At 45.6% G+C, this 18,205-nt stretch carries 6 protein-coding genes; all 6 read left to right on the top strand.

Features of this window, described 5'->3' with window-relative positions:
* Positions 1–254 precede the first annotated feature (254 nt).
* Entirely contained in the window at positions 255–1,466 is a 1,212-nt protein-coding gene (locus B0X70_RS16000) for a citrate/2-methylcitrate synthase (RefSeq protein WP_217469794.1), read from the top strand.
* Complete coding sequence (locus tag B0X70_RS15995) at positions 1,463–2,836, top strand: Gfo/Idh/MocA family oxidoreductase (RefSeq protein ID WP_217469793.1); 1,374 nt, start codon at positions 1,463–1,465, stop codon at positions 2,834–2,836. The genes B0X70_RS16000 and B0X70_RS15995 overlap by 4 nt, the downstream gene beginning before the upstream one ends.
* A gap of 15 nt (positions 2,837–2,851) precedes the next feature.
* A complete protein-coding gene (locus B0X70_RS15990) occupies positions 2,852–4,018 on the top strand; it encodes an MFS transporter (RefSeq protein WP_217469792.1) in 1,167 nt (388 codons plus the stop codon).
* The gene (locus tag B0X70_RS15985; protein WP_036813908.1) at positions 4,011–5,621 is read left to right on the top strand and encodes an AMP-binding protein; all 1,611 of its coding nucleotides are present in this window, start codon (positions 4,011–4,013) and stop codon (positions 5,619–5,621) included. The genes B0X70_RS15990 and B0X70_RS15985 overlap by 8 nt, the downstream gene beginning before the upstream one ends.
* Positions 5,622–5,973: 352 nt before the next feature.
* Entirely contained in the window at positions 5,974–7,299 is a 1,326-nt protein-coding gene (locus B0X70_RS15980; protein WP_217469791.1) for an MFS transporter, read from the top strand.
* A 933-nt stretch (positions 7,300–8,232) separates the two neighbouring features.
* Positions 8,233–18,153: a non-ribosomal peptide synthetase gene (locus B0X70_RS15975; protein WP_217469790.1), complete on the top strand. Its 9,921-nt coding sequence runs from the start codon at positions 8,233–8,235 to the stop codon at positions 18,151–18,153.
* Positions 18,154–18,205 lie beyond the last annotated feature (52 nt).

Genomic DNA, 18,205 nt, shown 5'->3' with positions numbered 1-18,205 from the left:
TTACGATGAGTAAGGTATTGATTCGTATCTAAACATCGTCATTAGCTAGTGCAATAATTTAATTATTGTATACCCTATGGATTTCAAAATGGATCGCGGTGGCAAGGGAGTGAATCCCCGGGAGCATAGCAAACTATGTGACCGGGGTGAGCGAGTGCAGCCAACAAAGAGGCAACTTGAAAGATGACGGGTATAATCCTATTTAAATCAATGTGTCAGTTTAATGCACATAATATTATTAAGAGGAATAAAGTATGACGTCCAAAATCTTACAAAAATCAATTAACGAATTTTTTGAAGTGCAACAATTATCAGACCAAACTATTCTCAAGCCAAATCGAAAAGTAAAGATGAAGATCCTCGATGAGGGTTTAATGCAAACAGCCATCTGTAGAAGTAATGTAGGACGAATCGATGAAAAAGAGTTGAAGCTTGAATACCGAGGCCATAATGTCAGAGATCTGGCAAATAACTATTATTTTAGTGATGTTGTGTATCTTCTGATTACAGGAAAACTAAATTCAGAAGGAAGTGAAGAGTTTTTGGATATGCTCCATAACAATTACCTGTCAGCACTCAAGCATATTGAAAAATTATCACCAGTAATATTCGATACTACTCCCACTGATTTCCTTGCAATTGCAGTTCTATCTTCGCAGAATAAATGGCTTTCTGACCATTCTATAAAAACAAAGGACGAACGTTTGATAATTACTGCATCTATTTTGGCAACAATAGCTGCCGCAATTGCTATATATGTTCAGAAATATGCTACATCCGAACCTATATTTAAAACTTTTTTCGATACTAAACATCGATTCTTTGCAAGCTTTTTAGCAACATGTTTTGGCCAACAATGTGACGATGTAGCAGAAGAAATGTTAAACAAGTTTTTAATTCTTCATGCAGAACATGGACTGAATTGCTCAACTGCAACCGTTAGAGCTGTAGCAAGTTCCGGTGCAGATCCATTTAATGCTGTAGCTGCGGGTATTTGTGCATTCAGCGGCCCTCTTCATGGCGGAGCGAGTGAGGAAGTTGGTTTAATGATCGATGATATACATGACAATTCTAAAAATATTAGTACTTTTATTGATGAACTAGTAGAAAGAAAGCAACGTCTTATGGGATTTGGTCATCGAATTTATAAACAACCAGACCCTCGAGCTTCTTACATGAGCGATATTCTTGTCAAACAGAAGGCAAAATTCGATGTTATTTCTTCCTATGTAAATATTTCGCAAGAACTTGCATCAGAAGTATCGAAAAGGCAGCATTTTTCGCAACGGGGATTATATCCAAATCCGGATTTATTTAATGGGGTGCTACTTCGTAGGGCTGGTTTCAAGTCGCACATGAATACTGCTCTCCTTTGCTTTAGCCGTGCTGCTGGTTGGTTGGCCCATTACTATGACAGTATTGACAGTAAAGCGCCAATTCTGCGACCACAGGAGCTATATTTATGAAAACAAAGCATAAACTAGTACGGAAACTAATCGTATTTGGATGTGGTCCTCATTTTTTAAATAGATATTTAGATGTTATATTGGAGTACCGCGATACCATTGAGGTTATGCTTATAGTTGACTTGAAATGCCGAGAAATGAAAATTCGTTGTGCATTAAATGAGAAAGGATTAAAACCCAGAGCATACTTGTTTCTTGATGAACAATACAGAAATTATCCGGATTCAGATGAAATCTCTAGGTTACTTTCTGCAATTCCAGAAGCTCATCAAGCTGATGCTGTTATAGTGAGTACTGAACCAAAAGCTCATAAAGTATATGCTCTATGGGCAGCCGAAAATGGATTGAATGTGTTCATGGATAAACCAATAACCGCCCCTTATTCATCAAACGCAGAAAATTTAATGATAGATTTCACAGAACTATTGACTGCTTCGAAAAAAACCGACAGTAGATTTGTAGTCAGTTGTGAACGTCGAATGCAATTTGGATATAGATATGTGGAAAAGTTTCTAACTGAATTCATGGGCTTATTCCAAATACCTATCACATCAATGCATGTTCATTTTGGTGGTGGATGGTGGGTTATTCCATCGGAAATGCTTAATTTGGAAAACCATCCACTTAAATACGGTTATGGAGTATTATTTTATTCTGGGTATCATTATTTAGATCTGGTCGCTCGCTTTGCATTCTACAATAAAAAAATACAGGATATAGACCTCCTGAAACCACATGTCAAAACAATGGTAGTACGCCCAAATGCGTTGGCGGAAGCTCTACCATTTACGACTTATTCACATATCCTTAAGAAAGAGGATAAAAGCCAAGATCAAATTGCACATCAATTATCGGACTATGGTGAATTAGACTTCTCAGTAATAGGGAATTATGCCAAAGGTATTCAACATCGAATGTTCTTTAGCATGGATCTGATAGAAACAACCTTAACCGGCAGGATAATGCCGAATAGTATTCCAAGCGATGGACGAATACGACAGGAAATCGTAAATATTCATCTAGGGCACTTCTGCTCAATTAGCATCGTATCGAATTCTTTCCGGAAACTGACGGAAGGTAACACGATACCGGAAGATTTCAACATAACTATTGCTACCCATCCAATGTTTACCCGGAAAGGGGAACAAACTGTGTTACGAATCAACCGCAAAGATCTATCGCAGTTAAATCCAAGCCTCCCTCTATGCGCGGGCTTGAATGTCCATGCAAGAAAAGAGCAGCTTCGCGATTTTTTAAATGGTGGAGATGCGAACTCAGAGTTATCAACTCACGAAAATTCGGTTGCATTGCTTGCTGCGGTTTATGAACAGGTTTCTAAGACAAACACAGTTCCTCAATCGCTCAAGTAGAGTAGAGGCCGAATTATGAATGGAAAATTAGATCTGCTACCTTTTACTACATTTGTTCGAGGTTTCCTTTTTTGGGCCGCAGCTACTGCGGCCGTGGGTTATATACCTTTGCTTGTAGAAACGACGGGTTTTTCCACAACACAAGCAGCCGTCTTCCTATCGGGAACTGCTATTGGAAGAATGGTATTCCAGCCTATCATGGGGCAATTTATCTCGCCTAAAAACTGTTTACAGGTATATACCGGTGCATTAATTGGACTTATGTTTTGTAGCTTCTGTCTATTCCTTTTTAGCAACCCTGTTAGTTTACTATTGTGTTCCAAGCTGCTGGAAGGGGCTTTTTTTTCAGGATTCATTATCTCTTGGCGAACACAGCTTAATAGATTTTCCCAATCTCCGAATTTTGAGTCGGTGAATGATAGCTATGTTATTTCCCAAAATGCCGGGCGTTTAGCAGGTCCAATGGCAGGTGGGATTATCGTTGCGAAATTTGACCTTTATAGTGTTTTCTTATTCTCAGCAATTCTGTATTCCTTGTGTCTGATAATATTGCCCCAAAAAACTGCAATTACATCTACTGACAATCATAGTCGTGAACATATTCGGATAACGTACGCTCAGCTCTTTAGTCGTAATTGGAGACTACTTCTAGTTCACCATCTGGAATTTGTGTGTCTTGGTTTATGGTTAGCCTCATGGCCTATCTTTGCTGTATACGCTAGTGGATTCAATCCAACAGAGGTTGGTTATTCGTTTGCTGTTGCGGCTGCGGGAGGTTTTTTGGTTTTACCACTGCGTAAGTTGTTACGAAAAACAGCTTTAAAGGCACGATTCGTCATCTCTCTTATGCTTTTGTTTTTACAACCGAGCGGCGCTCTTTTGGTATCAGCTCACTTAGGTCTTTGGATAATGTTACTATTGGGTGGTCTTGGTAGTACCATTTATTTCACTGCCTTTCATCAGTTTATATCGAAGATTTATCCTGTTGAGCAAATACCTGCAATTTATGGATTCTTAGGCACAAGTACTTTTTTAGCTCAAGCGGTCGGCCAAGCTGTAACACCATATGCTCAGCAATTTGGTGGAGTCGATGCACCAATTATTATCGACGCTATATTGCTTCTTATCATGATATCAATCGCTTTTAGCATATATAAAAAAGGGAGTGAGAAATATGACTGATTCTAATTTCTTCTTAAGTGAATATGATGGTGTCGCACTTTCGCCTATTTCATTTCTAAGACGAGCAGTATTGAGTAACGGAGATGATATTGCGGTAATAGATGGAGAATGTCATTGGACTTGGAGCCAATATGCATCTCGGTGCGAAAGGCTTGCAATAGCTCTGAAAAAAATTGGCGTTTGTAAAGAAACAGTTGTGTCCGCGCTTCTACCCAATATACACGAACTTCTTGAATTACATTTTGCGGTTCCAATGGCAGGCGGTATATTGAATGCGCTCAGTACCCGAACAGACTCAAATACTTTAAATTTTATATTTAAAAAACTTAATCCTAAGGTATTGTTCATTGATAGAACCTTTATTTCACTGTTGGATGATGTTTCCCTAGACAAACAAGTAAAGATCATCGTTGTTGATGTGGATGGTGTAGTCATTTCAGAATCAATTTCTGACCGAGAATTTATTCAATATGAATCGCTGATAACTACGTATAAATCGGGGGAGTTGTCTTTTTCTCTACGAGATGAACAAGAGGCGATCAGCATAAATGTAACTTCAGGAACAAGTGGACAACCTAAACTTATTGTCTATTCTCACCGTGGCGTATTTCTTAATGCCATTTCTAATGTTCTGGATTGGGATATACCAAAACGACCGACATTCCTATGGACGTTACCAATGTTTCACTGTAATGGGTGGTGTTTTCCGTGGGCTATCACTGCTCGGGGAGGTACACACATCTGTATGCGCAAGTTTGACGCAGAAGAAGCGGTACTGCTAATGCAGAAGCATAAGGTAACACACTATTGTGGAGCGCCTATTGTCCATTGCGCATTAGGTACTATTGCGCGGAAACAAGGGCTGCATTTTAAGGAGAAAATTCATGGATTAGTCGCAGGCGCGCCGCCTACAGAGATGATGTTTTCTCTATTAGATTCCATTGGAATAGCAGTAACGCAAGTCTATGGTATGACTGAGACATATGGGCCGGTCGTTGTGTGTGAAGAGAAGAGTGATTGGGAGAAGCTCTCTAAATCCGCAAGAATATCCAAGAGGATGCGTCAAGGCATTGTCTCAAATTTACAAGGTCAAGTTTGTGTTCTTGAGGAAAATACGGGACTACAGGTGCCTTTTGATGGCAAGACTGTTGGTGAACTTGTAATTCGTGGAAATATGGTTGCATCTTATGATCCAGATCGGCATGTGACTTTTGATACAGCAAGTCAATGGCTTTTTACGGGGGATTTGGCTGTCGTTGAAGATGATGGCTATGTCAGAATTATAGATAGAAAGAAAGATATCATTATTTCTGGCGGTGAAAATATTTCTAGTCTGGAATTGGAAAATATACTGTCAAACTATCCCGGTGTTTTAGCTGCCGCCGTTGTAGCAAAGCCAGATTCACATTGGGGTGAAGTACCGTATGCATTTATAGAACTCGAAGAAACTTCATCAGTTACAGAGTATGAACTGAATAATTATGTTTGTACGGTAATAGCACGGTATAAGCGCCCTAAAGGATATACTTTTTTAACTTTGCCCAGAAACGCAAGTGGAAAAATCATAAAAGAGCAATTAAAACAATTGATTAGGAATTCATGAATTCTCAAAAGTGGGATAGGTTATTAGATGTTTTCGTCATTATTAATGTGAATTCAGAGGACAGAGGACAGAGGGCAGAGGGCAGAGGGCAGAGGGCAGAGGGCAGAGGGCAGAGGGCAGAGGGCAGAAATTTTAAATTAGAGATGTGACCATCAGTCAATAAAAATATTTCAGGAAAATGTTATAAATTGAAAATAATAACGTCAATTATGTTTTTCATGATGATAATATGGATGTTAATAAAATTAACGCAGGAAATATTGAAAATAAATTTTCTTTACCTCTATTATTAAACCAGATAATTTATCTTTATAATTAAGAATAATGAGTTTTTTAATATTGGTGATTTAAGATGGATAGCACTAAAACAGTCAGTATTCAACATGTTATTAATAATCAAAGATTCTCTAAAGTTCAATGGCAAGTATTAATTTTATGTTTCTTAATTGTTGTTATTGATGGTTTTGATACGGTATTAATGGGGTATATTGCGCCAGCCGTGGTCAATGATTTTAAAGTAGAAGGCGCCGCTCTTGGGCCGGCTATGAGCGCCGCTCTTGTTGGGTTATCGTTGGGGTCGATTTTTGCCGGTCCACTTGCCGATCGGTTTGGTCGAAGGTCAGTGCTGACAATATCCGTCACGGTTTTTGGCCTATTGAGTCTTGCTACCGCTGTCGCAGATTCAATACAGACATTAACTATTTTGCGTTTTTTGACTGGGTTAGGTCTTGGTGCGGCGATGTCAAATGCAATAACCTTAATATCTGAATATGCACCAGAGAATCGGCGATCTTTGTTAATAAATATCGTTTTTTGTGGTTTTCCTCTCGGTGCTGCGGTAGGTGGGGTAATTTCCGCATGGATTATTCCACATTTTGGCTGGCAGGGAGTTTTGATTTTAGGGGGTATTCTGCCGTTATTTCTATCGCTATTTCTCTTTTTTCTATTACCTGAATCACTTAGATATTTGGCTTTGAAAGGTGGTTCAAAGGATAATAATATAAGACGAATTCTGTCTAAAATGACCGGCGATACTTTAAGTGATATAAACAAATTTACTTTTGATGGAGAAGAAGTTATATATAAGTCGTCAATTAAAACGGTTTTATCTAATCGATTCTTAGTTGGGACGACAATGTTATGGATAACCTATTGCATGGGAGCATTGGTTTTTTATGTTCTGACAAGTTGGATGCCGTTTTTAATGAATGATGTTGGTTTCAGTATTAGCATGGCGGCAACACTGACAGGATTATTTCCTTTGGGAGGTGTAATTAGTACGGTCTTTTCCGGTTGGTTAATGGATCGAATTAATCCTCATAAAGTGGTTGCAACTAATTATGCCCTGGCTGGTGTGTTGGTCTTTTTTATTGGTCAGGAAGAGAATGTATTATTATTGAGTATTTTTATATTTCTTGCCGGGATAACGATGAATGGCGCTCAGGCGTCGATGGGTGCAATCTCTGCACAATTTTATCCTACTCATTGTAGGGCAACAGGTGTTGCCTGGATGTTAGGGTTTGGAAGATTCGGTGGGATTTTCGGTATCTTATTTGGCGCAGAACTGATCAAGCTTGAATTAAGTCATGGCACTATTTTTGCCATTTTATCCATTCCAGCTATTATAGCTGCTTTATCATTAACATTTAAGGATGTGAGTTATAGAAGACATAAATAGATAATTTTATAAAAATAACAATTGATTAATATATTAAAGATAATTGGTGTTAATATCCATGCTATTTTAAAATAGAATTAATCATAAAATTCAAATTAATGTTTAGTTATAAATGTATGTAGTGAAAAAGTTATTTTATTATATTTGAAATTTGAATGAGATATAGAGTGCCTTAAAGTTAAAGTATTTAAATGGGAGAGTGTTTGATTTGTGCGATAGTAAATATTATTGAGTAGTATATAGATTGCGTTGTGTATTATTGTAAAGCAATGAAAAATTAAGTTATTTTAATTTGAAATTGTTTATTATTGGTTGTTGATATAATAACATTTGTGTTTTTTTTATGTTCTAATTATTACGGAATATATGTAATTAAGTTAAATATAATTTTTATTTGTCCATTTGTGGTATTGTCTTATTGTTGAAAAATAATTTTTTATGAATTATTTTTAGCTTGGCGTTATATTTTGATATAGTTGAATGCACAGGATTATTTTATGCCTATTGAATAACTGCATTTGAAATTAGTATATCTTTTTATTATTGTAATTGAGACTGTTTTATAGGTGATTGTCAAAGTAATACTTTGATAATTAAATGTGAGTTGATCTGTTTTGTCTTTAAAAATACTTGGTTTGTTTTTGAAATGGTTTTAATTTGGCATTAATGGAAAACGGATAAAATATAAAGGTTATTGGGTAGTTATGGATAATAAATATAGTTAATGATTAAGTTTTTAATTATGTAATATCAGCGTCCGTCAACGAAAATTACAGTCAATTAATCGATCTGTAGCATCCGGTATCTGAGTCTCTTGGATGGATAGCCGATGTGTTTATTTTTATTTTTGGGCAAGAAGTAGGAGAGAAACATTAGTGATGACTGTCGGGAATGACGGTTTTCAAATTTCTAACAGATTCATTGAGGTAGTAGATGAAAAATAACATTGCTAAAGTGGGAAGTGCGTTTAAAACTCAGACGTCAGAAAATATGACCGACGCAAATGACGTTTCACAACAGACTCGAAATACAAAGAATATCCTTGAGAGACTCACACCCAGTGAATTATTTTGGTATGAGCGTCTTGCTGCTTTGCAACCCCTCCAGTTACCTTTCGAAACCGCCGGAGAACAAACAGAACCCAGATGGACAATGAGCGCTTGGCAGTTCCCTCTACCCAAAAATGGTGAAGAGGAGCCATTGCGAACGTTGTTGCAGACTTTTGTCATTTACCTTGCGCGCCTGACTCAACAGACCTCATTCCAAATCGGTTGGCGTGTGGATGAGGTAAAAGATGAGTCGGCAAATCTGGCGACGGTGGTGCCTATGGCCGTTGAGGTAGCGCTTGATAAGCCTTGGCGTGAGGTAGCTGGCTGGGTTGATGATGAGCTGTCCCGGTTGGAGCAATACGGTACATTTAGTTGTGATCTCTTCTCTTGTTCTCCTTCGTTGCAGGCTATTCCGGCGTTGGCAACCAGTCGGCCGTGGCGAATCACCGTCTCGTTGATAAAGGATGATAAGCCACGTGATCAGAAGATATCTGGCGAATTGTTGACCTTCCAGATAAATGAGCAGGGCGGTTTTCGCTGGATCTATGATGAAAACCGTCTGAGCACGGAAGTTGTTTTACGGATGAGTGAGCACTTACAGGTGCTGGCAGCGTCGAACAGGATGGGGGATGAAGTTCCCGTCGGGCAGCTTAATTTGTTGCCTGAGTCTGAACGTACATTATTGCTGGAAACTTGGAACACGACTGAAATCCCTTATCCTGACCCGTTATGTATTCATCAGTTATTTGAGCAACAGGCAGAACAAGCTCCAGAGGCCACGGCGTTAGAGTATCAAGGGCAAAGACTCAGTTATGCTGAATTAAATGCTGGCGCTAACCGGCTGGCGCACCAGTTGATTGCATTGGGCGTCGTACCGGACCAGCGAGTAGCGATCTGTGTAGCACGCTCCCCGGCGATGGTGGTGGCGCTGTTGGCAGTGCTGAAAGCTGGCGGGGCCTATGTGCCGCTGGATTCAACCTACCCGGCGGAACGTCTGGCGTATATCCTAAATGATACTGCCCCGTCAGTGGTGTTGGCTGATGCGGCTGGTCGGGAAGCGTTGGGTGAAGCCGCGCTGACTGGGTTAACAGTGCTTGATCCGAATATCCTCCCCGACCAACCGGACAGCAATCCATTGGTGACTGCGTTAACGCCACAGCATCTGGCCTATGTGATTTACACCTCCGGTTCAACCGGGCAGCCGAAAGGGGTGATGATAGAACATCAGGCGATTTATCAACGTCTTCTGGGCGTTAATGACACCTATGCCGTCACTGTGCAAGATCGGGTGTTGCAATTTGCCGCGTTTGCGTTTGATGTTTCAGTAGAAGAATTTTTCTCGACATTATGCAATGGGGCCGCACTGGTGATCCGGGATGATAGCTGGCTGGCTTCGGTACAGGAATTTATTGCTTTAACCCGGCAACATCGTATTACGATTGTTTCTCTGCCGACTCTATTCTGGTCTGAACTGGCGGCTAGAGAGCCTGGGTTATCGTTACCGGATTGCCTTCGACTCGTCATGATTGGTGGTGAGGCGGTAAAAAAGAACGCCGTTCAGGATTGGTTTAAGCAGGAAGGCCACCGGCCCCGGTTGTTGAACGGTTATGGTCCGACGGAAAATACCGTGACGGTGACTTATAAGGAGCTATTATCCCCGGAAGATGCCCGTTCTATCGGTCGGCCAACTAAAAATTCCCGCATATATCTGTTGGATAGAGAAGGTCAACCGGTTCCATTGGGTGGCATTGGAGAAATGTACATTGGCGGTGTGGGTGTGGCGCGAGGTTATCTCAACCGACCTGCATTGAGCGCGGAACGTTTTCTGCCGGACCCCTTTAGCCCGGAATCCGACGCGCGGATGTATCGCTCCGGGGATTTGGCCCGCTTTCTGCCGGACGGTGATCTGGAATTCTTGGGCCGTAACGATGAACAAGTTAAAATCCGTGGCTTCCGGGTTGAGTTGGGGGAAATTGAAACCCGTTTGGTGGAACACCCAGCGGTACAAGAGGCGGCGGTGCTGGCACTGGATGATGGGCGGCACAAACGGCTGGTCGCCTATGTGGCGGCGGAAGCACACGAGAAATTGGCTGCTGATTTACGTGAATACTTGAGTACGACTTTACCTGACTATATGGTTCCGGTCGCTTTTGTGCGTCTGGATACCTTCCCGCAAACTCCGAGCGGCAAACTGGATCGTCGGGCATTACCGGCGCCAAGAGAGGAAGATTTTGCCCGTCAGATTTATGAGGCGCCGCAAGGGGAGGCTGAGATCGCCCTGGCAGCTATCTGGCGTGAATTATTGGGCATTGAGCAGATAAGTCGGCATGACAGTTTCTTTGCGTTAGGCGGCCATTCACTGCTTGCTGTACGCATGATTGAACGTCTGCGTCACTTGGGATTGACACTAACGGCGCGTGATCTTTTCCAGTCACCGGCGCTGTCAGCGTTGGCCCAAGCGTTGGGACAGCATCAGACCGTGATAATACCGCCTAACGTCATCACTCCCACTACCACGGCGCTGACGCCGGAGATGTTGCCATTGATTGATCTGACCCAAAATGAGATTGATCACATCGTTGAACTGGCGCCGGGCGGGATGACTAATATTCAGGATATCTATGCGTTGTCGCCGTTGCAGGACGGTATTCTGTTCCACCATCTGTTGGAACAGGAAGGCGACCCGTATCTGTTGCTCTACCCGGTGGTCTTTGCTAACCGAGCTTTGTTGGATCGTTATCTGGCGGCAGTGCAACAGGCGATTGATCGTCATGACACCCTGCGGACAGCTTTTATTTGGCAAGGATTGTCAGCCCCGGCACAAGTGGTCTTGCGCCGGGCTCAGTTGCCTGTGACGGAGCTGACGCTAGACCCGGCTGACGGTTCGGTGATTGACCAGTTAACCCAGCGTTTTGATCCGAGTCAATATCGTCTTGATCTGGGGCAGGCTCCGTTATTGCATTTTGTTATCGCTCAGGAAACGGATGGTCGTTGGTTCTTGCTGGAAGTGCAGCATCACTTGATTGGCGATCATGAAACGATGGAAGTGATGCATCGTGAAGTGCGGGCCTATTTTGCCGGGCAGCAAGAGCGCCTACCTACGCCGGCTCCTTTCCGCAATCTGGTAGCTCAGTCTCGGTTGGGGGTGAGTCAGGCAGCGCATACCCGTTTCTTTACCAACATGTTGGCGGCGGTGGATGAGCCAACATTGCCATTCGGACTGGCGGAGGTGCATCGTGACGGATCTCGCATGACGGAATCCTACCGGATGCTAACCGCCACGTTAAATGATCGCCTACGCAGTCAGGCCCGGCGTTTGGGCATCAGTCTGGCGGCGTTGTGTCATCTGGCCTGGGCGCAAGTGTTGTCGCGTATCAGCGGGCAAGAGAAAGTGGTGTTTGGCACCGTGCTGTTTGGGCGTATGGCGGCGGGGGAAGGGGCAGATAATGGCATGGGGTTGTTTATGAATACCTTGCCGTTGCGATTGGATATCGATGATACCCCGGTACAGGATAGCGTGATGGCGGTTCAGTTACGATTGGCTGAATTACTGGAGCATGAGCATGCTTCACTGGCGCTGGCCCAGCGGTGCAGTGGGGTTCAGGGTGAGAGTCCACTCTTTAGCGCCCTGTTCAACTATCGCCATAATGAGCAACTGCCGGCGCTGGATGAGGCGATGGCCGGGATTGAATTCCTGGGGGAACAGGAACGGACCAACTATCCATTTGGCCTGTCGGTGGAGGATGGTGGTTCTACGTTAGGATTGACCGCTCAGGTGGTACAACCGTTTGAGCCGGATCGACTATGCGGTTATATGCAGCAGGCGTTGGAAAGTCTGGTGGAAGCCCTTGAACAGGCCCCGGAGACGCCGATACGGGTGCTAAATGTCCTGCCCGAAACGGAACGGACACTGTTACTGGAAACCTTGAATGCCACAGAAATCCCTTATCCTGACCCATTATGTATTCACCAACTGTTTGAACAACAGGTAGAGAAAACCCCGGAAGCGATCGCGTTAGTATATGAAGAGCAAACGCTCAGTTATGCCGAATTAAATGCTCGCGCCAACCGCCTTGCCCACCAACTGATTGCATTGGGCGTGATACCGGATCAGCGGGTGGCAATTTGCATGGCACGCTCACCGGCGGTAGTGGCGGCTTTGTTGGCGGTGCTGAAAGCGGGTGGGGCTTATGTGCCGCTGGACCCGACTTATCCGGGAGAACGCTTGGCGTATATCCTGAATGATACGGCTCCGTCAGTGGTATTAGCTGATGAAGCTGGTCGTGCGGCGCTTGGCGAACAGGCACTGGCCGGGATGACGGTATTTGACCCGAATATTCTGCCGGACCAGCTGGACAGTAACCCACAGGTAGCCGAATTGACGCCGCAACATCTGGCTTATGTCATCTATACCTCCGGTTCAACCGGGTTGCCGAAAGGGGTGCTGATAGAACATCAGGCGCTGTATCAACGTCATCAGGGCTTTAATGACACCTATGCCGTCACTGCGCAAGACCGGTTATTACAATTTGCCTCTTTTGCGTTTGATGTTTCAGTAGAGGAGTGCTGCTTGTCATTGTGTAATGGCGCCACGTTAGTGATGCGTGATGAGCGTTGGCTAACTTCTATGCAGGAATTTATTACCTTAGCCCGGCAAAACCGTATCACTGTGATGTCTCTGCCGGCGTTATTTTGGTCCGAATTGGTCGCCAGAGATAATGGATTACCGTTACCGGATTGCCTCAGACTCATCATCATTGGGGGTGAGGCAGTGAAAAAGAGTGCCGTTCAGGATTGGTTTACGCAAGAAATCCATCGACCTCGACTATTGAACGCCTATGGCCCGACGGAAAATACCGTGACGGCGACCTGTAAGGAGATATTATTCCCGACAGACGATCGTTCTATCGGTCGGCCGGTTAAAAATACCCGTATTTACCTGCTGGACAAATACGGTCAGCCCGTCCCATTAGGCTGCGTTGGTGAAATGTATATTGGCGGCGTAGGCGTAGCACGGAGTTATCTTAACCAGCCGGAATTGAGTGCGGAACGTTTTATAGCCGATCCCTTTAGTCCGGTATCCGGTGCGCGAATGTATCGCACCGGCGATTTGGCCCGCTACCTGCCGGATGGCGAGCTGGAGTTCCTGGGGCGTAACGACGAGCAGGTAAAAATTCGGGGCTTCCGGATCGAACTAGGGGAGATTGAAGCCCGGTTGATAGAGCACCCGGCGGTACGAGAGGCGGCGGTGCTGGCATTGGACGACGGGCAACACAAACGGCTGGTCGCCTATGTGGCAGCGGAAGCGCATGAGAGATTAGCTGCTGATTTACGTGAATACTTAAGTGCGATTTTACCTGACTATATGGTTCCGGTGGCCTTTGTACGTATGGATGCTTTCCCGCAGACGCCGAACGGCAAGTTAGATCGCCGGGCATTACCGGCGCCGCGGGAAGAGGATTTTGCCCGTCAGGTCTATGAAGCGCCGCAAGGGGAAGCAGAGATCGCCCTGGCTGCCATCTGGAGTGAGTTATTGGGTATTGAGCAGATTAGCCGACATGACAGCTTCTTTGTGTTGGGCGGCCATTCATTGCTCGCTGTACGCATGATTGAACGCTTGCGTCACTTGGGGTTGACTCTGACGGCGCGGGCTCTGTTCCAATTTCCGGTGTTGTCAGACTTGGCCCAAACATTGGGACAACATCAGGCTGTCGTGGTGCCGCCTAATGTCATCACCCCGGCCACTACGACGCTGACGCCGGCGATGTTGCCGCTGATTGATCTCACTCAGACTGATATTGATCGCATCGTCGGGCAGGTACCGGGTGGAGTGGCTAATATTCAGGATATCTATGCGTTGTCGCCGTTGCAGGACGGTATCCTGTTTCACCACTTGTTGGAACAGAAAGGCGACCCGTATCTGTTGCTCTATCCGGTAATCTTTGAGAATCGCTCGCTATTGGACCGTTATCTGGCGGCGGTACAACAGGCGATTGATCGCCATGACATCTTGCGTACGGCTTTTATCTGGCAAGGATTATCAGTTCCGGCGCAAGTGGTCTGGCGTCAGGCACGGTTGCCTGTGACGGAACTGACGTTAGATCCGGCTGACGGCCCAGTTATTGACCAGTTAACCCGGCGTTTTGATCCGGGGCACTATCGTCTTAATTTGAGTCAGGCGCCGTTACTGCATTTTGTCATCACTCAGGAAACTGATGGCCGCTGGTTCTTACTGGAATTGCAGCATCACTTGATTGGCGACCATGAAACGTTGGAAGTGATGCACCGTGAAGTGCGGGCCTATTTTACCGGGCAGGGGGATAGCTTGCCGGCGCCGGTTCCTTTCCGCAATCTGGTGGCTCAGACTCGGTTGAAGGGGGATCAGGCAGCACATACCCGTTTCTTTACCGACATGTTGGCGGAGGTGGATGAACCAACATTCCCATTCGGGCTGGCGGAAGTACATCGTGACGGCTCTCAAATGAGGGAATTTCATCGGATGCTGGCGCCTGAGCTGAATGACCGTTTGCGTGGCTTGGCTCGGCGTTTCGGTGTCAGTTTGGCGGCGTTGTGTCATCTGGCTTGGGCACAGGTACTGTCGCATACCAGCGGACAAGAGAAAGTGGTGTTTGGCACAGTTCTGTTTGGGCGCATGGAAGCGGGAGAGGGGGCAGACAATGGCATGGGGCTGTTTATGAATACCCTGCCATTGCGATTGGATATTGATGATACCCCGATACAGGATAGCGTGCGTGCGGTACATTTGCGCCTGGCCGGGTTGCTGGAGCATGAGCATGCTTCACTGGCGCTGGCCCAGCGGTGCAGTGGTATTGCCAGCGGCACGCCGCTCTTTAGCGCTCTGTTCAACTATCGACATAATGCTTTATCGGCAATGTCAGATGACATCATCGCAGGCGTTGAATTTCTGGACGGACAGGAGCGGACTAACTACCCATTTGGGCTGTCGGTGGAGGATGGTGGTTCCTCGTTGGGGCTAACCGCTCTGGTGGTGCAGCCGTTTGCGCCAGAGAGACTATGCGATTATATGCAGCAGGCGCTGGAAAGTCTGGTGGAAGCGCTTGAACAGGCGCCAGAGACGCCGGTACGCGCATTGAACATCCTGCCTGAAACGGAACGTGCATTGTTGCTGGAGACCTGGAATACCACGGAAAACCCGTATCCTGACCCATTATGTGTTCACCAACTGTTTGAGCGACAGGTAGAGAAAACCCCGGAGGCGACTGCGTTAGTATATGAAGAGCAAAGTTTCAGCTATGCCGAATTAAATGCTCGCGCCAACCGCCTTGCCCATCAATTGATGACATTAGGCGTCGTCCCAGATCAAAGAGTAGCGATTTGCATGGCACGTTCCCCGGCGATAGTGGAGGCGTTGTTGGCGGTGCTGAAAGCTGGCGGGGCTTATGTACCGCTGGACCCGGCTTATCCGGGAGAACGTCTGGCGTATATTTTGGATGATACGGCCCCGTCAGTGGTACTGATTGATGAAGCTGGCCGGACGGCGCTTGGCGAACAGGTACTAGCCGGGCTGACGGTACTTGATTCGAACACCCTGCCAGACCAGCCGGACAATAACCCACAGGTAATCGGATTGACGCCACAACATCTGGCTTATGTTATCTATACCTCCGGTTCAACCGGGCAGCCGAAAGGGGTGATGATAGAACATCAGGCGGTGTATCAACGTCATCTGGGTTTTAACGAAACCTATGCGGTTACTGCGCAAGACCGGCTGTTACAATTCGCCTCTTTTGCGTTTGACGTTTCAGTAGAAGAGTGCTGCTTGTCATTGTGTAATGGCGCCACATTAGTCATGCGTGATGATCGCTGGCTGACTTCGATGCAGGAGTTTATTGCCTTGGCCTGGCAGAACCGTATCACAGTGATGTCACTGCCGGCGTTATTTTGGTCTGAACTGATTGCCAGAGACAACCCATTACCGCTACCGGATTGCCTCAGATTCATCATTATTGGTGGTGAAGCGGTTAAAAAGAGCGCTATTCAGGACTGGTTTGCGCGGGAAACCCACCGACCTCGACTGCTGAACGCCTATGGTCCGACGGAAAATACCGTAACGGCGACCTGTAAGGAGATATTATCCCTGGCTGATGATAGTTCTATCGGCCGGCCGCTTAAAAATACCTGCGTCTACCTACTGGACAGATATGGTCAACCGGTCCCATTAGGCTGCGTTGGCGAAATGTATATTGGCGGCGTCGGGGTTGCACGGGGTTATCTTAACCAGCCGGAATTAAGTGCGGAACGTTTTATAGCCGATCCTTTTAGTCCGGTATCCGGTGCTCGGATGTATCGCACAGGGGATTTGGCCCGTTACTTACTGGACGGTAATCTAGAATTTCTGGGCCGTAATGACGAGCAGGTAAAAATTCGGGGCTTCCGAATTGAGTTAGGGGAGATTGAAATCCGGTTGTTGGAACACCCGGCGGTGCAAGAGGCGGCGGTGTCGGTGTGGGAGGATGGTCGAGACAAACATTTGGTCGCCTATGTGGTAGCGGGAGCGAATGAAGAGCTAACGTCCAGTTTGCGTGCTCATCTGAGCGCCATTTTGCCAGATTATATGGTGCCGTCAGCGTTTGTGCGTCTGGATACCTTCCCGCAAACCCCGAACGGCAAGCTAGATCGCCGGGCATTACCGGCACCGCAGGAGGAAGATTTTTCCCGTCAGATCTATGAAGCGCCGCAAGGGGAAACTGAGACAACTCTGGCGGCTATTTGGGGTGAGTTACTGGGTATTGAGCGGGTCAGCCGCCATGACAACTTCTTCGCATTGGGCGGCCATTCATTGCTCGCTATGCGAATGATAAATATTGCCGCTGGTCGGGGAATGATTTGCACATTGAATACCTTGTTCCAATTCCCGGTGCTGGCTGAACTGGCCGCAAAAATCACCTCAGATTTACTGTCTCAGCCGCAAAATAGTGCTATATCGGTACGACTTGATGGAACAGAGCTGCCACTGTTCTTTGTGCCCAGCGGCATGGGTGACTACTCCTATGCTTTCGGGCTGGCTCAGCATATTCCGTCGGACTACCCGATTTATGCGCTGCCCTGGTCTTCCATCAGTGAAGAACCGATGTCAACGATGGAAGAGCAGGCTGCCAGAATGATCACCTTGATGAAAGCCGTTCAACCGGCAGGCCCATATCGGATAAGTGGTTACTCTTCTGGCGGAATATTGGCTTATGCCATTGCCCAACAGCTTTTGAGTGCTGGCGAGCGAGTTAATTTCCTGGGGCTGATTGACACGCTTGCTCCTCATTGCTTTTGTGAGCAGATAGAGCAACCAAAACATCAATTCTTTGCTGAATTGGTCAGGCAATTAGGGGAAGAACAGGCCGAAGAGATTGCTGAGTTGCATCAGCGAATCGATGAGTTGAATTTGGTGCAATTTATTGCAGCGGCGCAGGAACTAGCGTTATATCCCGTCAATCTGAGTGCTGACTTAATGGCAAAACGTTGGGAACAGATAGAGCATTATGATCAAATAGTTAAAGGTTATGAGCCGCAAGCATTAGCGGTAACGTTGCATCAGTTTTATGCGATGGAACCTTACCCGTCTATTTCTTTTGTGACGGATAAAAAGTCAGAGCCTTTAAATATCGATCCATCGCTAGGTTGGGCGCAGATAATAGCTGATACTTCGCTTAAACTGATTGCGATACCGGGTGACCATTTTAGTTTATTGGAAGATGATGAGAATAAAATTGCTTTAGCTCAGGCTTTAAATAGGGCGTTGGAAATCAGTTGTGATGAGGAGACATCGTAATACTGATATAGTCAGGCGTTTTAAATAATTTAACCTTGATATGATAATCCGG

Source organism: Photorhabdus akhurstii (assembly GCF_019090985.1).
GTDB lineage: Bacteria > Pseudomonadota > Gammaproteobacteria > Enterobacterales > Enterobacteriaceae > Photorhabdus > Photorhabdus akhurstii.
This window is presented reverse-complemented; position numbering and strand designations above follow the sequence as displayed.